The sequence below is a fragment of the Sphingobacterium siyangense genome, assembly GCF_023277505.1.
Classification (GTDB): domain Bacteria; phylum Bacteroidota; class Bacteroidia; order Sphingobacteriales; family Sphingobacteriaceae; genus Sphingobacterium; species Sphingobacterium siyangense.
The window spans coordinates 5,073,446-5,087,662 of sequence record NZ_CP080574.1 but is presented as its reverse complement, the minus strand read 5'-3'; the positions used below and the strand labels follow the sequence as shown (position 1 = coordinate 5,087,662).

The 14,217-nt window shown below is 41.5% G+C and carries 12 protein-coding genes; 7 read left to right on the top strand and 5 right to left on the bottom strand.

Annotated elements, in window-relative coordinates; translation table 11 throughout:
- Nucleotides 1-357 precede the first annotated feature (357 nt).
- Complete coding sequence (locus K2F45_RS21460; protein WP_248932410.1) at nt 358-1,191, top strand: YgdI/YgdR family lipoprotein; 834 nt, start codon at nt 358-360, stop codon at nt 1,189-1,191.
- A 228-nt stretch (nt 1,192-1,419) separates the two neighbouring features.
- On the opposite strand, the gene K2F45_RS21455 is transcribed toward K2F45_RS21460, so the two are convergent.
- Genes K2F45_RS21455 through K2F45_RS21445 form a run of 3 tightly spaced genes read right to left on the bottom strand, consistent with a single transcriptional unit; the run spans nt 1,420 to nt 7,228 of the window.
- Nucleotides 1,420-2,517, bottom strand: a complete 1,098-nt coding sequence (locus K2F45_RS21455) for an efflux RND transporter periplasmic adaptor subunit (protein WP_075993843.1) — start codon at nt 2,515-2,517, stop codon at nt 1,420-1,422.
- Between the two features lie 21 nt (nt 2,518-2,538).
- Nucleotides 2,539-5,829 carry an efflux RND transporter permease subunit gene (locus tag K2F45_RS21450; protein WP_248932409.1) on the bottom strand — a complete coding sequence of 1,097 codons (3,291 nt, stop codon included), beginning with the start codon at nt 5,827-5,829 and terminating at the stop codon, nt 2,539-2,541.
- Between the two features lie 10 nt (nt 5,830-5,839).
- Nucleotides 5,840-7,228, bottom strand: a complete 1,389-nt coding sequence (locus tag K2F45_RS21445; protein WP_248932408.1) for a TolC family protein — start codon at nt 7,226-7,228, stop codon at nt 5,840-5,842.
- Between the two features lie 170 nt (nt 7,229-7,398).
- Here K2F45_RS21445 and K2F45_RS21440 point away from each other — a divergent pair, with 170 nt between their 5' ends.
- Nucleotides 7,399-8,409, top strand: coding sequence for a sensor histidine kinase (locus K2F45_RS21440; RefSeq protein ID WP_075993841.1), 1,011 nt, complete (start codon nt 7,399-7,401; stop codon nt 8,407-8,409).
- 3 nt (nt 8,410-8,412) lie between these two features.
- Entirely contained in the window at nt 8,413-9,108 is a 696-nt protein-coding gene (locus K2F45_RS21435; protein ID WP_075993840.1) for a LytR/AlgR family response regulator transcription factor, read from the top strand.
- 99 nt (nt 9,109-9,207) lie between these two features.
- On the opposite strand, the gene K2F45_RS21430 is transcribed toward K2F45_RS21435, so the two are convergent.
- Nucleotides 9,208-9,684 carry an OsmC family protein gene (locus tag K2F45_RS21430; protein WP_075993839.1) on the bottom strand — a complete coding sequence of 159 codons (477 nt, stop codon included), beginning with the start codon at nt 9,682-9,684 and terminating at the stop codon, nt 9,208-9,210.
- A 379-nt stretch (nt 9,685-10,063) separates the two neighbouring features.
- Here K2F45_RS21430 and lpdA point away from each other — a divergent pair, with 379 nt between their 5' ends.
- Nucleotides 10,064-11,467, top strand: a complete 1,404-nt coding sequence (gene lpdA, locus K2F45_RS21425; RefSeq protein WP_248932407.1) for a dihydrolipoyl dehydrogenase — start codon at nt 10,064-10,066, stop codon at nt 11,465-11,467.
- A gap of 149 nt (nt 11,468-11,616) precedes the next feature.
- Nucleotides 11,617-12,186, top strand: a complete 570-nt coding sequence (locus K2F45_RS21420) for a Crp/Fnr family transcriptional regulator (RefSeq protein WP_153845230.1) — start codon at nt 11,617-11,619, stop codon at nt 12,184-12,186.
- Nucleotides 12,187-12,223: 37 nt separating this feature from the next.
- Here the strand turns inward: K2F45_RS21420 and K2F45_RS21415 are convergent, their stop codons facing one another.
- Complete coding sequence (locus K2F45_RS21415) at nt 12,224-13,120, bottom strand: LysR family transcriptional regulator (protein WP_120336304.1); 897 nt, start codon at nt 13,118-13,120, stop codon at nt 12,224-12,226.
- Between the two features lie 97 nt (nt 13,121-13,217).
- On the opposite strand from K2F45_RS21415, the gene K2F45_RS21410 reads away from it, so the two are divergent.
- Nucleotides 13,218-13,829 (top strand): NAD(P)H-dependent oxidoreductase, encoded by a 612-nt coding sequence (locus tag K2F45_RS21410; RefSeq protein ID WP_248932406.1) that lies wholly within the window; start codon nt 13,218-13,220, stop codon nt 13,827-13,829.
- Between the two features lie 81 nt (nt 13,830-13,910).
- Nucleotides 13,911-14,201, top strand: coding sequence for a putative quinol monooxygenase (locus K2F45_RS21405; protein WP_075993834.1), 291 nt, complete (start codon nt 13,911-13,913; stop codon nt 14,199-14,201).
- The last annotated feature ends 16 nt before the right edge of the window (nt 14,202-14,217 follow it).

Sequence of the window (14,217 nt, the reverse complement as noted above, 5' to 3'; positions counted from 1 at the left end):
CATTAAGAGGGATATAATAATCTTTTTACAAGGTATTAACAGGGGGTTAACTAGGGATTTACCCCTGCTAACCCCCTGTTATCCCCCTGTTAACCCCCTGTTAACCCCCTGTAATATCCCTGTTATTATGGGAACTGATGTAAAGCAATTTCAAAGCTGTATCGGACGATAAAAGAGGGGCATTTACTGCTTTATGACGATCATGTACTATTTTGATAGAAACAGTGATACTTTGCGATTAATACCCTAATTAGGAAATTATTTTATGTCGTTTCGCTGTTTTTTTAATAATAGTTTTTTATATTGTTGTACAACAGCACTCGTGCCGTTGCAATTACACTAAGATATCCTGATATTATGCGAAAAGTATTCAAAGTTCTCACGCTAATGTATTGTGCTGTTTTTCTTTCAGCCTGTTCTTCCAACTATCTCATGACATTCAATGGGGAGAATGTAAAAAAAGATGAAGACAAGGGAACGTTTTCATTTAATAATGATACAGTACAAATTGATTATTCCTTTGCCGACAGAGATGGTCGAATTTACCTTCGAATAGAAAATAAAATCGATAAACCGATCTTATGGGATCTTAAAAATTCGGCCATGGTTATTAATGGTAAAACGCAAGGTTATTCTGCTGAACAAGCTGCTTTTAATGGAAAGATGAATGCTTCGGTTTACGATATAAACGCTAGTAAATCCAATATATTCAATGATACTTGGGTGAACGGTTCTATCACAGGATCGGTAAGTTTGCCTAAAGATGTGGTACTTATCCCACCACATGCCTATGTAGATGGGCATTATTTTGATTTTAAAAACGATGTTAAATCCATTGTACGATCATCCCAAAAAGAAAAAGTGTATATGTATGATATGAGTGGCGAGAGTTTTGCGGTAAAACTTGCTCGATTTGAAGGCGCTGACTCGCCTTACAGTTTACGTAGTTATTTAAGTTATTCGATTTTAGAAGATGGTAAAGCCATTGTTAAAACTACGGAACAAAAATTTTATGCGGCACAGCTCTGGCAGACCGGTTCAGTAGCCCTTAATAATATTATTGAACTGTATAATAAGCGCGGAGACGTGCTGGCTGTTAAGGAAAAAAAGGGGCAGGGGGCAATGCTTGTAGGAGGTGCCTTGGCGTTAACTGCGGCGGCAGCAGCGATAGACCCAAAAGCGGCTGAATAATGCTTGTCAAAAAGGCAATTCAAATACGCTGTTAAAGGCTGTCCAACCCTTTAAATTTATGGGCATTTAAATTATAGAGGGCTTGTCTAAAAAGATTGGACAAGCCCTTTTTTATGCGATTTTATAATACCTACCCCTCCACAGCAGCATTTCGGGGATTCCATTCTCAAGGGTTTCGGCTAGACTTTTTAGACAGCTTCTTCCTTTGCTTAAAATTTAATAGAGGTCCTATTTGACTGATGTTCCGTCTATAATCTCTTCATCCGCTTTGCTGACCAATTTGGTGTCTTGTTTTAAGTCACCAAATATTTCGATCTGACCATCGATGCTGCGTCCTTTCTGTACAGGAATACGTTGTGTTTTGTTCGAAATAACAGCAATCACAAAACTTCCTTCGCCCGAAGTAAATACGGCTGATTTCGGTACAACAAAAGTACTATCCTGCGATGTTAAAGGTAATTCGACCTCTGCAACCATGCCCGGCAATAACTTGTTGTCGGTATTGTTAATGTCAATTTCTACCCGTTCGGATCTTAATCGGCTGTCCAGGGCACCCGATTTACGTGCGATCTTACCCGAGAAGGTTTGCCCAGGCAATGATTTGACAGTAAATTGTAAGGGCTGGTTTTCGGTCAGGAAACCCGAATATTGTTCAGGAACAGCAACGGCTAACCTCAGTTTGCGTTGTTGCTGAATGGTCATGATGGGCATTTCTGAACCACGGCCAGCAGGACCAACATAGGCGCCCTGATTGACATTTCTTGTTGCGATTACACCGTCGAAGGGTGCTCTGATTTCCAAATAGTTCAACAGGTTTTGTACCTCTGCGTAGGCCGATTTAGCGGCTTGGTACTGCGCAAAATCAGCATTCTTTTTTGACTCAGCAACCTCAAGATCCAGTCTAGCCACCGTTCCCTCTACTTTGCTGGTTTCAAAGAGTCTGTCGTAAGTGCTTTTTGTAGCCATATAGACCGCTTCTTGCGATTTGAGCCGCGATTTGGCTGCTGAAAGCTGCGAACTCAATTCGGGAGCCTCCAATACAGCCAATAGCTGACCGGCATGCACCTTACTTCCGATGTCCACGTTGAGACTTTTGACGTAACTGCTGACCTTAGCGTAAATCTCGACCTGCTGGAATCCCGTGATTTCTCCAGGGATCTGCATTTTATTTGTTAATTTCTGTTTGGTGGGTACAAATGTCTCCATTGCCGGAGCTGCAGCTTCCGGACTTTCTTTTTTTGCATTTTCCTCGGCAGCCGAATGGCATCCTGTTAAGGATGCGATCAGACCGGCGATAGCTAATATTTTGAACAAATTATTTTTCATGTTTTATAGATTATACTGCTTTTACGATAAAGGTTTTAATGCCGCAATATAGTGTTTACTTTCTTTGTCTTCAGGATCTAATGAGATCGATTGTGTACTGCTTTTTTCTTGTGCCCAAGCAAATATAAGCGGTAAGATGACGAGTACGGCAAAAGTCGAAAATAGTAATCCTCCAATTACGGCTCTACCGAGTGGTGAAACCTGTTCGCCACCTTCACCATGACCAATGGCCATAGGTAGCATACCCACAATCATGGCCAAACTGGTCATGATAATAGGCCGAAGCCGTAAGGATGCTGCCTCACGGGCTGCAGCTAGGGCATCGCCATTATGTCGACGGATATGTTCAGCATTGGTGATGAGTAAAACAGCGTTCGCAATGGATACACCCACCGACATGATAATCCCCATGTAGGATTGTAAGTTGAGGGTAGATCCGGTTAACAACAGCAGAATCAATGAGCCCAGCACAACCGCAGGCACTGTGGTGAGCACAACCATAGAAACTTTGAACGACTGAAAGTTAGCCGATAGCATCAAAAATATGACGATGATGGCTACGGCCAAACCCGATTCGAGGCTGCTCATGGTTTCTGACAATACTTTTCCAAGTCCTATTTGCTCCATCGATAAACCACGAGGAAGTTCACCAAGGGCTTTTATACTACGCTGTACATCCTTAGAAGCTGTTTTTAAATCGGTATGATCAATATTTGCTGTAACTGATACATAAGGCATTGCACCTAAATTGTCGTTTTCGCCATAGGTGAAGGACGGCGTGATCGTTGCAACGTCGCTCAGTATTGGTCGCGCTGAATTTTTCAATAAAGGGATTTCACCGATTTCTTTCTCATCTTTCATTTTATCGATGGGAACCTGAACTTGGACGTTGTATGACAGTCCAGCTTTTTCATCGATCCAGGTGTTTTTTTCGGTATAACGCGAAGAAGAGGTGGAAGCGATCAGCGATCGTGTTACTTCGCTGAGATCGATACCCAGTTGTGCAGCCCTGATGCGGTCTATCTTAATATCGTAAGAAGGGTATTTAATGGATTGCGCTAATTGTACATCTCTAAAATAAGGGATGGCTTTTAGTTCCTCGATCAATTTACCGGCGTACTTCTCGTTGTTCTTTTTGTTTTTTCCTGCTATCCGAACTTCAATGGGAGTGGGCGATCCCTGACTTAAAACTTTATCTGTAAGCTCGATCGGTTCAAAGGATACTTGTACATCGGGAACTGCCGCTTTCAGGCGTTTCCGGTATTCATCACGGAAACTGTCCATATCGTGATGGTAGTCTTTCAGTGCAATTTGGAAAACAGCTTCATGTGGACCAGCCATGAAAAGATAGATCGGTGATACTGAAAACTGTCCGGGGTGTTGACCGATATAGACAGAAGATATGCTGATATGTTCTTTCCCAACCAGTTTTTCCAGTTCGGCCAGCGCTAGTTTTGCTTTTTCTTCGGTGCGTTCGATACGTGTACCTTCAGCTGCACGGAGGCGCATTTGGAACTGACTTGAGTTAACTTTCGGAAATACATCCTGTCCGATTGTGGAAAGTAAAATGACAACAAGACTTATTGCTCCCAGCAGATAAACTACGGTAATGGTTTTCTTCCTTTTAAACAAACGGTCGATCATTTTCATGAATCTGTTTCTGAACCGTTCAAAAATACTCAGCTTTCCTTCGTTGTTAAAGTCTTCCCGTTCCACCAATAGTTTCTTCTGATTTAGGGTATCCTGTTCAGATTCTACACTCAGTCCAGTTGCTGCGAATTGAGCTTCATCTGCATTTAAGCCCGCTGGTTCGGTCGCGTGTGGCGCTTTATGCGCATGGTCTTTCATAAGCCAGTTGGCCATGATAGGAACAAATGTCTGCGAAAGGAGAAAGGATATGATCATTGAAAATCCAATGGACAAAGCCAAGGGAAGAAATAACGAACCCGGGATGCCTGTCATGGTAAATGCCGGCGCAAATACGGCTAGTATACAGAGCAGGATCAATAATTTGGGTAAGGCGATCTCCTTACAGGCATCCCAGATAGCCAAGGCTTTGGGTTTACCCATATCCAGATGCTGGTGTATATTTTCTATCGTTACCGTACTTTCGTCGACCAGGATACCAATAGCCAAGGCTAGTCCACTGAGGGACATGAGGTTGATGGTCTGCCCGAAGAGTTTCAGAAAGAGCACGCCGGAGATCACGGATATCGGAATGGTTAGGATAACGATCAACGCAGCTCTTCGATCACCTAAAAATAGGAGGACCATTAGTCCGGTCAGGATAGCGCCGATTGCACCTTCGGTAATCAAACTCTTTACGGAATTGATGACATAGACGGATTGATCAAATTCATAAGATAACTTGACGTCGTCGGGTAAATTTTCCTGAATTTTTGGTAAGGCCGCTTTTAAGTTTTGGACAACCTCCCAGGTTGAAGCATCGCCGGCTTTGGCAATACTGACGTATACGGAACGTTTGCCGTTGACCAAAGCATAGCCTGCGGTAACGTCGGCACCATCTTTTACGGTAGCAATATCGCCAAGGTAAAGATTTTGTACTCCACCTTTAAATAGCGGGATTTTTTCAAAATCTTTGACATCCTTGATGGTGTTGTTCGTTGGTGTAATGTAGTTTTTGTCCTGAATACGTACGTTTCCTGCTGGAGCGGTTTGATTGTTTAGTCTTAGCGCTTCTACGACCTGATCGGGTGTCATATTGTGACTCCGCATTAAATCGGGATCAACGTTGACCTCAATTGTACGTGGACTTCCCCCAAAAGGAGGTGGCGACAATAGGCCGGGGATTGACGTAAACGATGCCCGGACATAGACGTTGGCTAGATCTTGTAGTTCGTTGTTAGAACGCTTGTTACTGCTCAATACCAGTTGGCCTACAGGGAGGGATGAGGCGTCAAAGCGAATGATGAACGGCGGTTGTGAGCCTGGAGGAAAGGAGGCTTGGATCCGATTGGCCAGGGCACTTAGCTCGGCTGCAGCCTGGGCCATGTTGGTGTCTTCGTAATACGATACTTTCATTAAGGTCAGACCTTGAATATTCTTGGTCTCAATAGACTTGACCCCATTGGCAAAAAGAAGGATATTGACGTAGTTTTTGGCAAAATAAGATTCCATTTGATCCGGCGAATAGCCACCAAATGGATGGGCAATATAAATAACCGGAAGGTTCATTTTTGGCAGGATATCCACCTTGATCGATCGAACGGCACCTATGCCAAAGACAATAAGTCCCAATACGAGTACGAGGATGGATATCGGCTTGCGTAAGGCAAAACGTATTAAATTCATGTAATGTTATTTATAGTTCTTTGTTGAAAATATCAAAATCTCCCGCAGCTGCGGCTTTTAGTAAAAGCGACTGCCAAAGATCGATGTGGACGATCTCGCGATCGGTTTCGGCTCTATTTAATGTGTAAAAGGTCTGCGTCACGTCGACAAGTGTCGCTAGGCCGTTTTTATACATCGTCATTTTTTGATTGTAAGCTTGCTGAGCTGCCGACACTTGTCGGGGAGCTTCTAGATCACTTTTTAGGGCCAATTGGATTTTCACATCAGCGGCATCCAGCTGTGCTGTCAATTGGGCTTCGGCAGTTTGGTATTCTTCTCTTAGGGCATCATTCGTAAAGCGCTGTGCACTGATTTTTTTATTGATACGCGCAATCGAAGTCAGATTCCAGTTTATGCCCAATCCCAAGAGATAATTTTGCCTACTGGGACGAACCCCTTGCCAATAATTTGTGCTATATGCTTGTAAATCCGTAATGTAGTCGCTCTTAAAACCAGATCCCCTTGTCTGAAAGACCCCAAAGGCACTTACAGTGGGAAGATACTCTTTGGTTGATAGTTTCAATTGTTGTTCGCCAAGTTCAATTTTACTTTTATAAAATTGCAGAATAGGATTACTTTCAATCAAGTTGCCTGAAAGCGGAGTTAGCTGTATAGGTGTTTTCTGAACCAGAACAGTATCTATTTCGAGATTTTTCGCTGGAATCCCCATCAATACCGTCAGCTTATTGTTTTGCTCCTTAACATTTTCACGGGCCTGATTGAGGCTGATTTTTGCGCGCGATACTTCCGCTGAAGCAAGCGTAGAATCTACTCCGGGTAATATTCCGTTTTTTACTTTGGTGGCAGCAATATTTAAAAATACCAGTGCGCGATCCAGATTCATCTGTTGATTTTTTTCCAATCGTTGACTAGCCAATAAATTGAGGTAAGCCGCAGCGATCTTGATTTTATGCTGGAACTGTTCCTGACCGAGATCGGCCTGTAGTCGTTTGGTATCGGATTTGGCCAATTCGATACGTTCTTTTTTTCGTCCAAAGGTGTAAATGTCCCAATTGACATTGGCTAAGTAAAGCGCACCAAATGCGGCATTCCAATTTTGTTCTGGAAGAGCGGCTCCCGAAGAAGCTACACCCAGCCCACCAAATCCATACAGTGGACCATTTTGTCCGTTGACTGTTCCAAAGTCCTGTTGGGCTACGATGTTCAGATTGGGCCAAAAGTCGCGTTTGACTTGTTCATTGGTCTGCAGGGAGGACTGGAGATAATATTCCTTTGCCTTGATATTTCCATAATTTGCAATACCCTGTTCTACGGCATCGCGGAGCGTAAGCTTCTGAGCGAAGGAAGAGGAGGTCGCAAGTGATACAGCCAATGACAGCACTAAATTCAATTTCAGCATAGGTTATCTATCATTTTATGGACACGAAGATAACGATGAGATGAACTGTGATGTCCCTTTAAAATGATCTATAGCGTTTAAAAGTGACCAATTTAATTCGTCATTTATTTTTCTGCTGTTATAAACTTAAAACTTTTACTTTGTAACAGATTTTTAACAAAAAAAGGATTATGAGAAAGGTTTTTGAGAACAAGATCATACAGGAGATCGTGCTATTGATCTTTTCGTTTATCCTCTTTACTTTGAACGATTGGATTTTGATCCTGAGCTGGAAGGGATTTTTGATGGGCGTGTTCTATTTCTTGATCCTTTATGCGCATGCACAATTGAATCGCTTTTTCCTGTTGCCATTGCTACTTAAGAAGAATAAACCGCTGTTGTATATTTTGGCGTCGGTGGCAACACTACTGGTTTTTGCACTCATATTAAAAGAGCTAACGGATAACGTGATCTACAAGAATTGTTTTCTTTACAAGAATCTTGTTCAGAAAACGTTCCATTATCAATTTGGTGTATTATTGGGTTCGTTGATCTGTATATTGGGTAGTATCCAATTTATTGAATTTTATCGCTTTCAGCGTGTGAAGACCCGACGTGAACTGCTTTCCAATCAGACGCAATTGTCCCATTTAAAAAAACAGCTCAATCCACATTTTTTATTCAATACATTGAATACCATTTATGGTATTAATTTGAAGTACCCGGAACGTACCTCCGAATTGATCATCAAAGTTTCCCAGCTTCTCCGTTATCAGATGGAGAGCAGCGATCGGGAATTTGTTGCGATGGATGATGAGATCGATTTTATCTCAAGTTATATCGAGCTGGAGCGTGAAAGGTTAGGCTATCGCACAAAAATTGAATTTGATTATCAAAAAGAAGAAGATATCAATTATCAGATAGCGCCGATGCTATTGATTACTTTCGTAGAAAATGCTTTTAAACACGGAACCTGCAGTATTGAAGATTGTTTTGTACATATTTCGATCAAGATTGAAAAAGGGAACTTATATTTGCATGTACGGAATTCTGTTCCCGTCAAGAAAAGGAATGTTTTTTCGGCGAAAATAGGTCTGGAAAATACAATGGCGCGATTAAAACTTTTGTATCCTAATCGATATACATTAACGACAAATTCCAAAAAAGAGGAGTATGAGGTGTCATTGGTTATAAATCTTTAAACAATGAATAAAAATAGCTGTATTGTGGTTGATGACGAACCTGCGGCGCATTATGTACTGGTAAATTATATTGAAAGAAGTACTGATCTGCAGTTGGTCGCTCAATGTTATAATGCTTTTGAGGCATTGGATTTTCTTCGGGAGAACAAAGTAGATTTAATCTTCCTGGATATTGAAATGCCCGAAATTAATGGGATGGAGTTTCTGAAGATGCTGGATAACCCACCCAAAACGATTTTGACAACAGCATATTCCGAATACGCATTGGAGAGTTATGATTACGGCGTTGTTGATTATTTATTAAAACCTATTTCATTTCCCCGTTTTTTTAAGGCTGTTCAACGTTTTTTATCCTATAACACGGCTGTGTCGCCCCAGGAAGAAGAGCCCAAATCAATTAGTATACGTATGGATGGCCGTATTATTGACGTTAAATTATCGCAGATCGATTTTATCCAGAGCTTTGGCAATTACGTGAAAATTGTCACTCCTAGTCAGACATTTTTGACCGCAAGCACTACCCAGCAAATTCTCACACAGGTGCCGGCCTCAAAGTTTATCCGTATCCACAAATCTTACATTGCTTCGATCAATAAGGTGATCAAATATGAGCATGGTATGGTACAGATCAATAATACGTCCCTACCGGTCGGTATTACTTTCCGTCGGGAGTTACAGGAGCGGCTAGCCAATAAATAGCGCTAAGCTATGTCCGTAATTCGATCAGGTATCGCCGTTCTTGTCAATTCACAGCATATTATGTCGCAGCATATCATGTGAAGAAAAAAGTTCACTCATTTAGCTGGATGTGCTGATGCTGACGTTGGGGGTGTGCAAGACCGGAAAGTTTACTGAATTGGCAATAAAACAATATTCACTTGCTTTTTTATGTAATTCAATGGCTTGTGCAATCATCGTTGCATCTTTTACCCGGACCGAAGGATTTAGCGTGACTTCTTTAAAACGGCCTTTTCCATTTTCTTCTTCAAGCATGATCGCTGTTGCATGGTCAATATATTCTTCTACAATAATTTTATTGACCGAGCAGAAATGCAGGTACCATAACATATGGCAGGAGGACAGGGAGGCAAGTAATAGTTCTTCGGGATTGTGTTTGCTGGGGTCTCCCAGGAACGCTGGATCCGAAGAACCTTCAATCTCGGCTTTGCCGTCAATGCTAATGCGATGGCTTCTTTCGTAGTTTTTATAATGATCGGTTCCGCTGCCGCGATTTCCTGTCCACGTAATTGTGGCGACGTAATTATGCTGTTTCATTTGAAAATAATCGTTTGACGCTTTTGGTGCTAATCAGGAAGCAAGTTAAAAAAATATGCCTTTATCCTAAACATAAACACAATCTCTTCTGCGTAGAATTGACTTTCATATTATTTTTTTTGATCTAATTTTTTATTTATAATATACTGATTGGTATTTTATTTGTAGGTTTGTACTGATTTTAATTAAATCCAATATTTATGAATAATACGGTGTTTTCTACTGTTTTTAAATATACCTTTTGGTATTTTATTTTGTGTTATGATTGGCGTATATATTGAAATTTTTATCGTAGCCTTTTGGATGGCAACTATGCGGGGCATACTTGTAAGACCTTTTTTGGTCGTGAATAATTCTGTTAACTAAAAATAGTTCGTATATGGAACAATATGATTTGGTTGTCATTGGGTCTGGCCCAGGCGGCTATGTTGCGGCGATTCGCAGTGCCCAATTGGGGTATAAAACCGCACTTGTAGAGAAATATGATACATTGGGTGGTACCTGCACCAATGTGGGCTGTATTCCCACAAAGGCAATTTTGGATAGTACACATCACTATCATGAAGCACAGCATCATTTTGCTGCACACGGGATTCAGGTAGGGGGACTATCGGTGGACTTTGGTCGGTTGTATGCGCGTAAAGATAAAGTGGTGTTGCAAAATACGCAGGGGCTGAATTTCCTGATGAAAAAGAATAAGGTTACGGTGATCCATGGAAAGGCCTCTTTTGTCAATAATTCAACGGTGGAGATTGCTACATCAGCGGGGGAGCGGCTGTCCCTTGGAGCAAAGAAATTTATCATCGCTACGGGTTCCAAGCCAGCGACAGTTCCGGGAGTAACCATAGATAAAAAACGTATCATAAGCTCAACAGAGGCGTTGTCTTTGCAAGAGAAGCCAGATAAAATCGTTATTATCGGTGGCGGTGTAATTGGGGTAGAGATGGCATCCATATTCAATAGATTGGGTTGTGAGGTCACTATTATCGAATATGCCGATCGTCTCCTTGCCAATATGGATCATGAATTGGGGGATGCCTTGAAAAAGATACTGCTGCATGATGGCATTAAAATTTTGCTTGAACAGGCTGTTTACAAAACCGAAAATATAGGCGCTGCGGCAAACGTTTTCTTTAAAGATCGAGCTGGTAACGAGCAGCAGTTACAGGCGGATTATATTTTGGTCGCTGTCGGGCGGAAAGCATTTACAGCGGGGCTTGGTTTGGAGAATACAGCTGTTCAACTAGACACCAGAGGTATGATCGTTACTAACGAGCAGTTACAGACGGCCGTTCCCCACATTTATGCTATTGGCGATGTGATCGGTGGGGCAATGCTGGCTCATAAAGCTGAAGAGGAAGCAATCTTTGTTGTCGAACATATGGACGGCCAAAAACCAAAGATACATTACGATCGGATCCCAAGTGTGGTTTATACCTGGCCCGAAGTGGCTTCCGTTGGCGCAACAGAAGAGGAGCTCAAAGCAAAGGGTATAGCGTATACGATTGGGAAATTCCCGTTTTCCGCCAATGCCCGTGCCCGCGCAGGGATGGAAACGCAAGGTTTTGTAAAGGTGTTGGCCGATCCAAAATATGGCGAACTATTGGGAGTTCATATCATTGGAGCACGTGCCGCCGATCTGATCGCTCAAGGTGTTTTGGGCTTGGAATATGAAATCACCGCCGATAGTATGTCAAGAGTGTCTTATGCACATCCTACTTATTCGGAGGTCTTGAAGGAAGCGCATACCATTGCTTCGGGACGGCCATCCGTAAATATATAAGTATCCTATGCGTCTTTTCGGCGAAGAACAAAACGTATTTCTTTTAGAAGAGCTAAGCGTATTCCCTTCGTAGAAAAGGCGCTGCTTGTCTATTTTTTTGGATACAAACATCAATTTATCTATGTTTGTTCTGTATCATCCTTTAATTTATGGACAAACAGCTATTGTTGGACAGTATTCAGAAAGAGATCGATCTCACGGAAGATGAAATCGTACGCCTATTGGCTGTTGTGAAATCCAAAAAAGTGAAGAAGAAACAATATTTGCTGTTGGAGGGCGATCTGAGCAGGTATGCTCTTTTTGTCGCTTCGGGTTGTCTAAGAAGTTATTGCGTGGATGAAAACGGCTTTCAGTATATTCAACAGTTTGCTCCCGAAGGCTGGTGGATCGGCGATATGTATAGTTTGGTAACCGGAAAACCGGGCAACTTATACATTGATGCGGTATTTGAATCTGAGGTATGGATGATTTCCAAAGTAGACCTGCATCGGCTCTATCAGGAGATTCCGAAACTGAATGTCTATTTTCGGATACTCGCCGAAAATGCATTGGTTTATTATCAAAGTCGATCGATGGAGAATCTCCGTCTAGCTGCCAAAGAACGTTACGAAAAGTTCTGTACACGTTATCCTACATTGATCGACTGTCTTCCGCAGAAACAAGTTGCGGCATATATTGGCGTTACGCCCGAATTTTTAAGCAAAATGCTGCATCAGTAGCGGAAATCGGGCTATCGGCAAGAAATTGCCCGGTGATCTACCATTTCTCTTTTAACAGCGTTTCCAATTGACTAATTTCTTCCTGATACATGGTTTTCTTTCTCGTTCCAAAGTAAAGTATATTCTCCACGGGAGAAGTCCCTTCCCAGATTAGTTTTATTTTTCCGGATGCAAGTGCTTCGGCACAAAGGAAGTCGGGAACAATGGAAAAGCCAGTATTGTTGCTCAAGCAACGTATAATTGAACTGATATTTGGAACGATATAATTGGGGCTGAAGTCCGGATGTTCGCCAAAGTGTGTTGACCAATAGTTTTTTAAATGATCCATATCGGCAGCCGTGCTATACCACAATTGTTTTTTTAGAAGCTGGGCTGCTTCCTTAATTTTATTGTCGCTCAGTAGTGACTCGAGTGTGGATGTGTCGGTCTGACACCCTGCAATCAAGACAATGCGCTCTTTTGAGAAAGCTTCGTATTGTAGATTCTGCTGGTTTCCTTTTTGAGGTGTAATAATAAGATCCAATAAACCATTATCAAGATCCTGCTGCATCTGAGGATATTCTCCAAATTTGATAATTAAATTAAAGGGGAGCTGTGCAATATGTTCTTCCAATGTGTATTGAAAGGTCTCAAAACACATTCCGATACTGATTGTGACACGTTCGTCCAATGCACGCTTGTGAAAATGCTGTTCGCCGGTTTCTAGTTTTTTAAGTGGGTCAATAACATAGTTGTACAAGATTTTCCCCTTTTCGGTCGGCACCATTCTTCGCGCAGATCGATCAAAAAGCTTGTGCCCGGTAAAGGCTTCCAGGGAATTCAGATGTAGACTGACACCAGGTTGAGAAATAAACAATTCCTGTGCCGCTGCAGATAATGTTCCGGTTTCATAGATTGCCTTAAATGTACGAAGCCATTCTAAGTTCCATTTCATAGTTATTATTTTTATGATACAAATATACAATTTAAATTATTTGTATGATTTAAAAATATGATAGAAATTTGTGTTATCAATAAGAAAAATTATAGAAATGAAAATATTTATTATCAACGGCGGACAGAAATTCGCACACTCGGGTGGTTCTTTCAATACCACAATAACAAATTGGACGGTTGAAACATTGGCTGAAAATGGACTTGAAACAAGGGTAACCAATATCAACGATGATTTTGATCCAATGGTTGAAGTTGAAAATTTTAAATGGGCAGACATTATCGTTTACCATTTTCCTGTATGGTGGTTTCAGGTTCCGAACCGTCTGAAGCTGTATATCGATGAGGTTTTTACGGCGGGTCACAACAACGGTATCTATAAAAATGATGGTCGTTCACGTAAGAATCCGGCTATTAATTATGGTACCGGAGGTTTGATGCATGGTAAAAAATACATGGTGACTTCGAGCTGGAATGCTCCTGATACAGCCTTTACAATGGAAAATGAGTTTTTTGATCAGCATTCCGTTGATGCCGGTGTTTTATTCGGTTTTCATAAGATGAATCAGTTTGCAGGATTGGAACATCTGGGAAGCTTCCATTTTCATGATATGGAGAAGGGTGCGTCTCAAGAACGTGTCGACAATTACGAAAAGGAATATAAACAATATTTGGAAGAGGTATTCCATTTGGAAACTACGTTAAACTAAAAATTTATTGATCGATAAATCGCTTTATCCATGGCGTTATTGCGATGAAAAGAGTAAATTACCACAATAAAAATCAATAACATGAAGGTATATTTAACCGCAATTTTAAAGGCAGTTCCCGCACATCGGGAAGAAGTATTGGCATTATTGTTAGAAATGGTCGAAGCAAGTAGAAAGGAAGCAGCCTGTATACAGTATGATCTGCATCAGGTAAATAGTGATGAAAACCAGTTTATCTTTTATGAAATCTGGGAAGATCAGGCGGGCTTGGATGCGCATAATCAACAACCTTATATTGTCGCATTCGGAAAAGTTGCCGGTGAAAAATTGCAGGAAGCGCCTCAAATTATATTAATGAATAAAATCGCTTAATTTACAATGTGGCCTG

Excerpts from the sequence above, each read along its gene's own strand:
- K2F45_RS21405 (WP_075993834.1), top strand. The coding sequence starts at position 13,911 with ATGAAGGTATATTTAACCGCAATTTTAAAGGCAGTTCCCGCACATCGG.
- K2F45_RS21445 (WP_248932408.1), bottom strand. The coding sequence starts at position 7,228 with ATGCTGAAATTGAATTTAGTGCTGTCATTGGCTGTATCACTTGCGACC.
- K2F45_RS21410 (WP_248932406.1), top strand. The coding sequence starts at position 13,218 with ATGAAAATATTTATTATCAACGGCGGACAGAAATTCGCACACTCGGGT.
- K2F45_RS21450 (WP_248932409.1), bottom strand. The coding sequence starts at position 5,829 with ATGAATTTAATACGTTTTGCCTTACGCAAGCCGATATCCATCCTCGTA.
- K2F45_RS21435 (WP_075993840.1), top strand. The coding sequence starts at position 8,413 with ATGAATAAAAATAGCTGTATTGTGGTTGATGACGAACCTGCGGCGCAT.
- K2F45_RS21430 (WP_075993839.1), bottom strand. The coding sequence starts at position 9,684 with ATGAAACAGCATAATTACGTCGCCACAATTACGTGGACAGGAAATCGC.
- K2F45_RS21415 (WP_120336304.1), bottom strand. The coding sequence starts at position 13,120 with ATGAAATGGAACTTAGAATGGCTTCGTACATTTAAGGCAATCTATGAA.
- lpdA (WP_248932407.1), top strand. The coding sequence starts at position 10,064 with ATGGAACAATATGATTTGGTTGTCATTGGGTCTGGCCCAGGCGGCTAT.
- K2F45_RS21440 (WP_075993841.1), top strand. The coding sequence starts at position 7,399 with ATGAGAAAGGTTTTTGAGAACAAGATCATACAGGAGATCGTGCTATTG.
- K2F45_RS21460 (WP_248932410.1), top strand. The coding sequence starts at position 358 with ATGCGAAAAGTATTCAAAGTTCTCACGCTAATGTATTGTGCTGTTTTT.
- K2F45_RS21455 (WP_075993843.1), bottom strand. The coding sequence starts at position 2,517 with ATGAAAAATAATTTGTTCAAAATATTAGCTATCGCCGGTCTGATCGCA.
- K2F45_RS21420 (WP_153845230.1), top strand. The coding sequence starts at position 11,617 with ATGGACAAACAGCTATTGTTGGACAGTATTCAGAAAGAGATCGATCTC.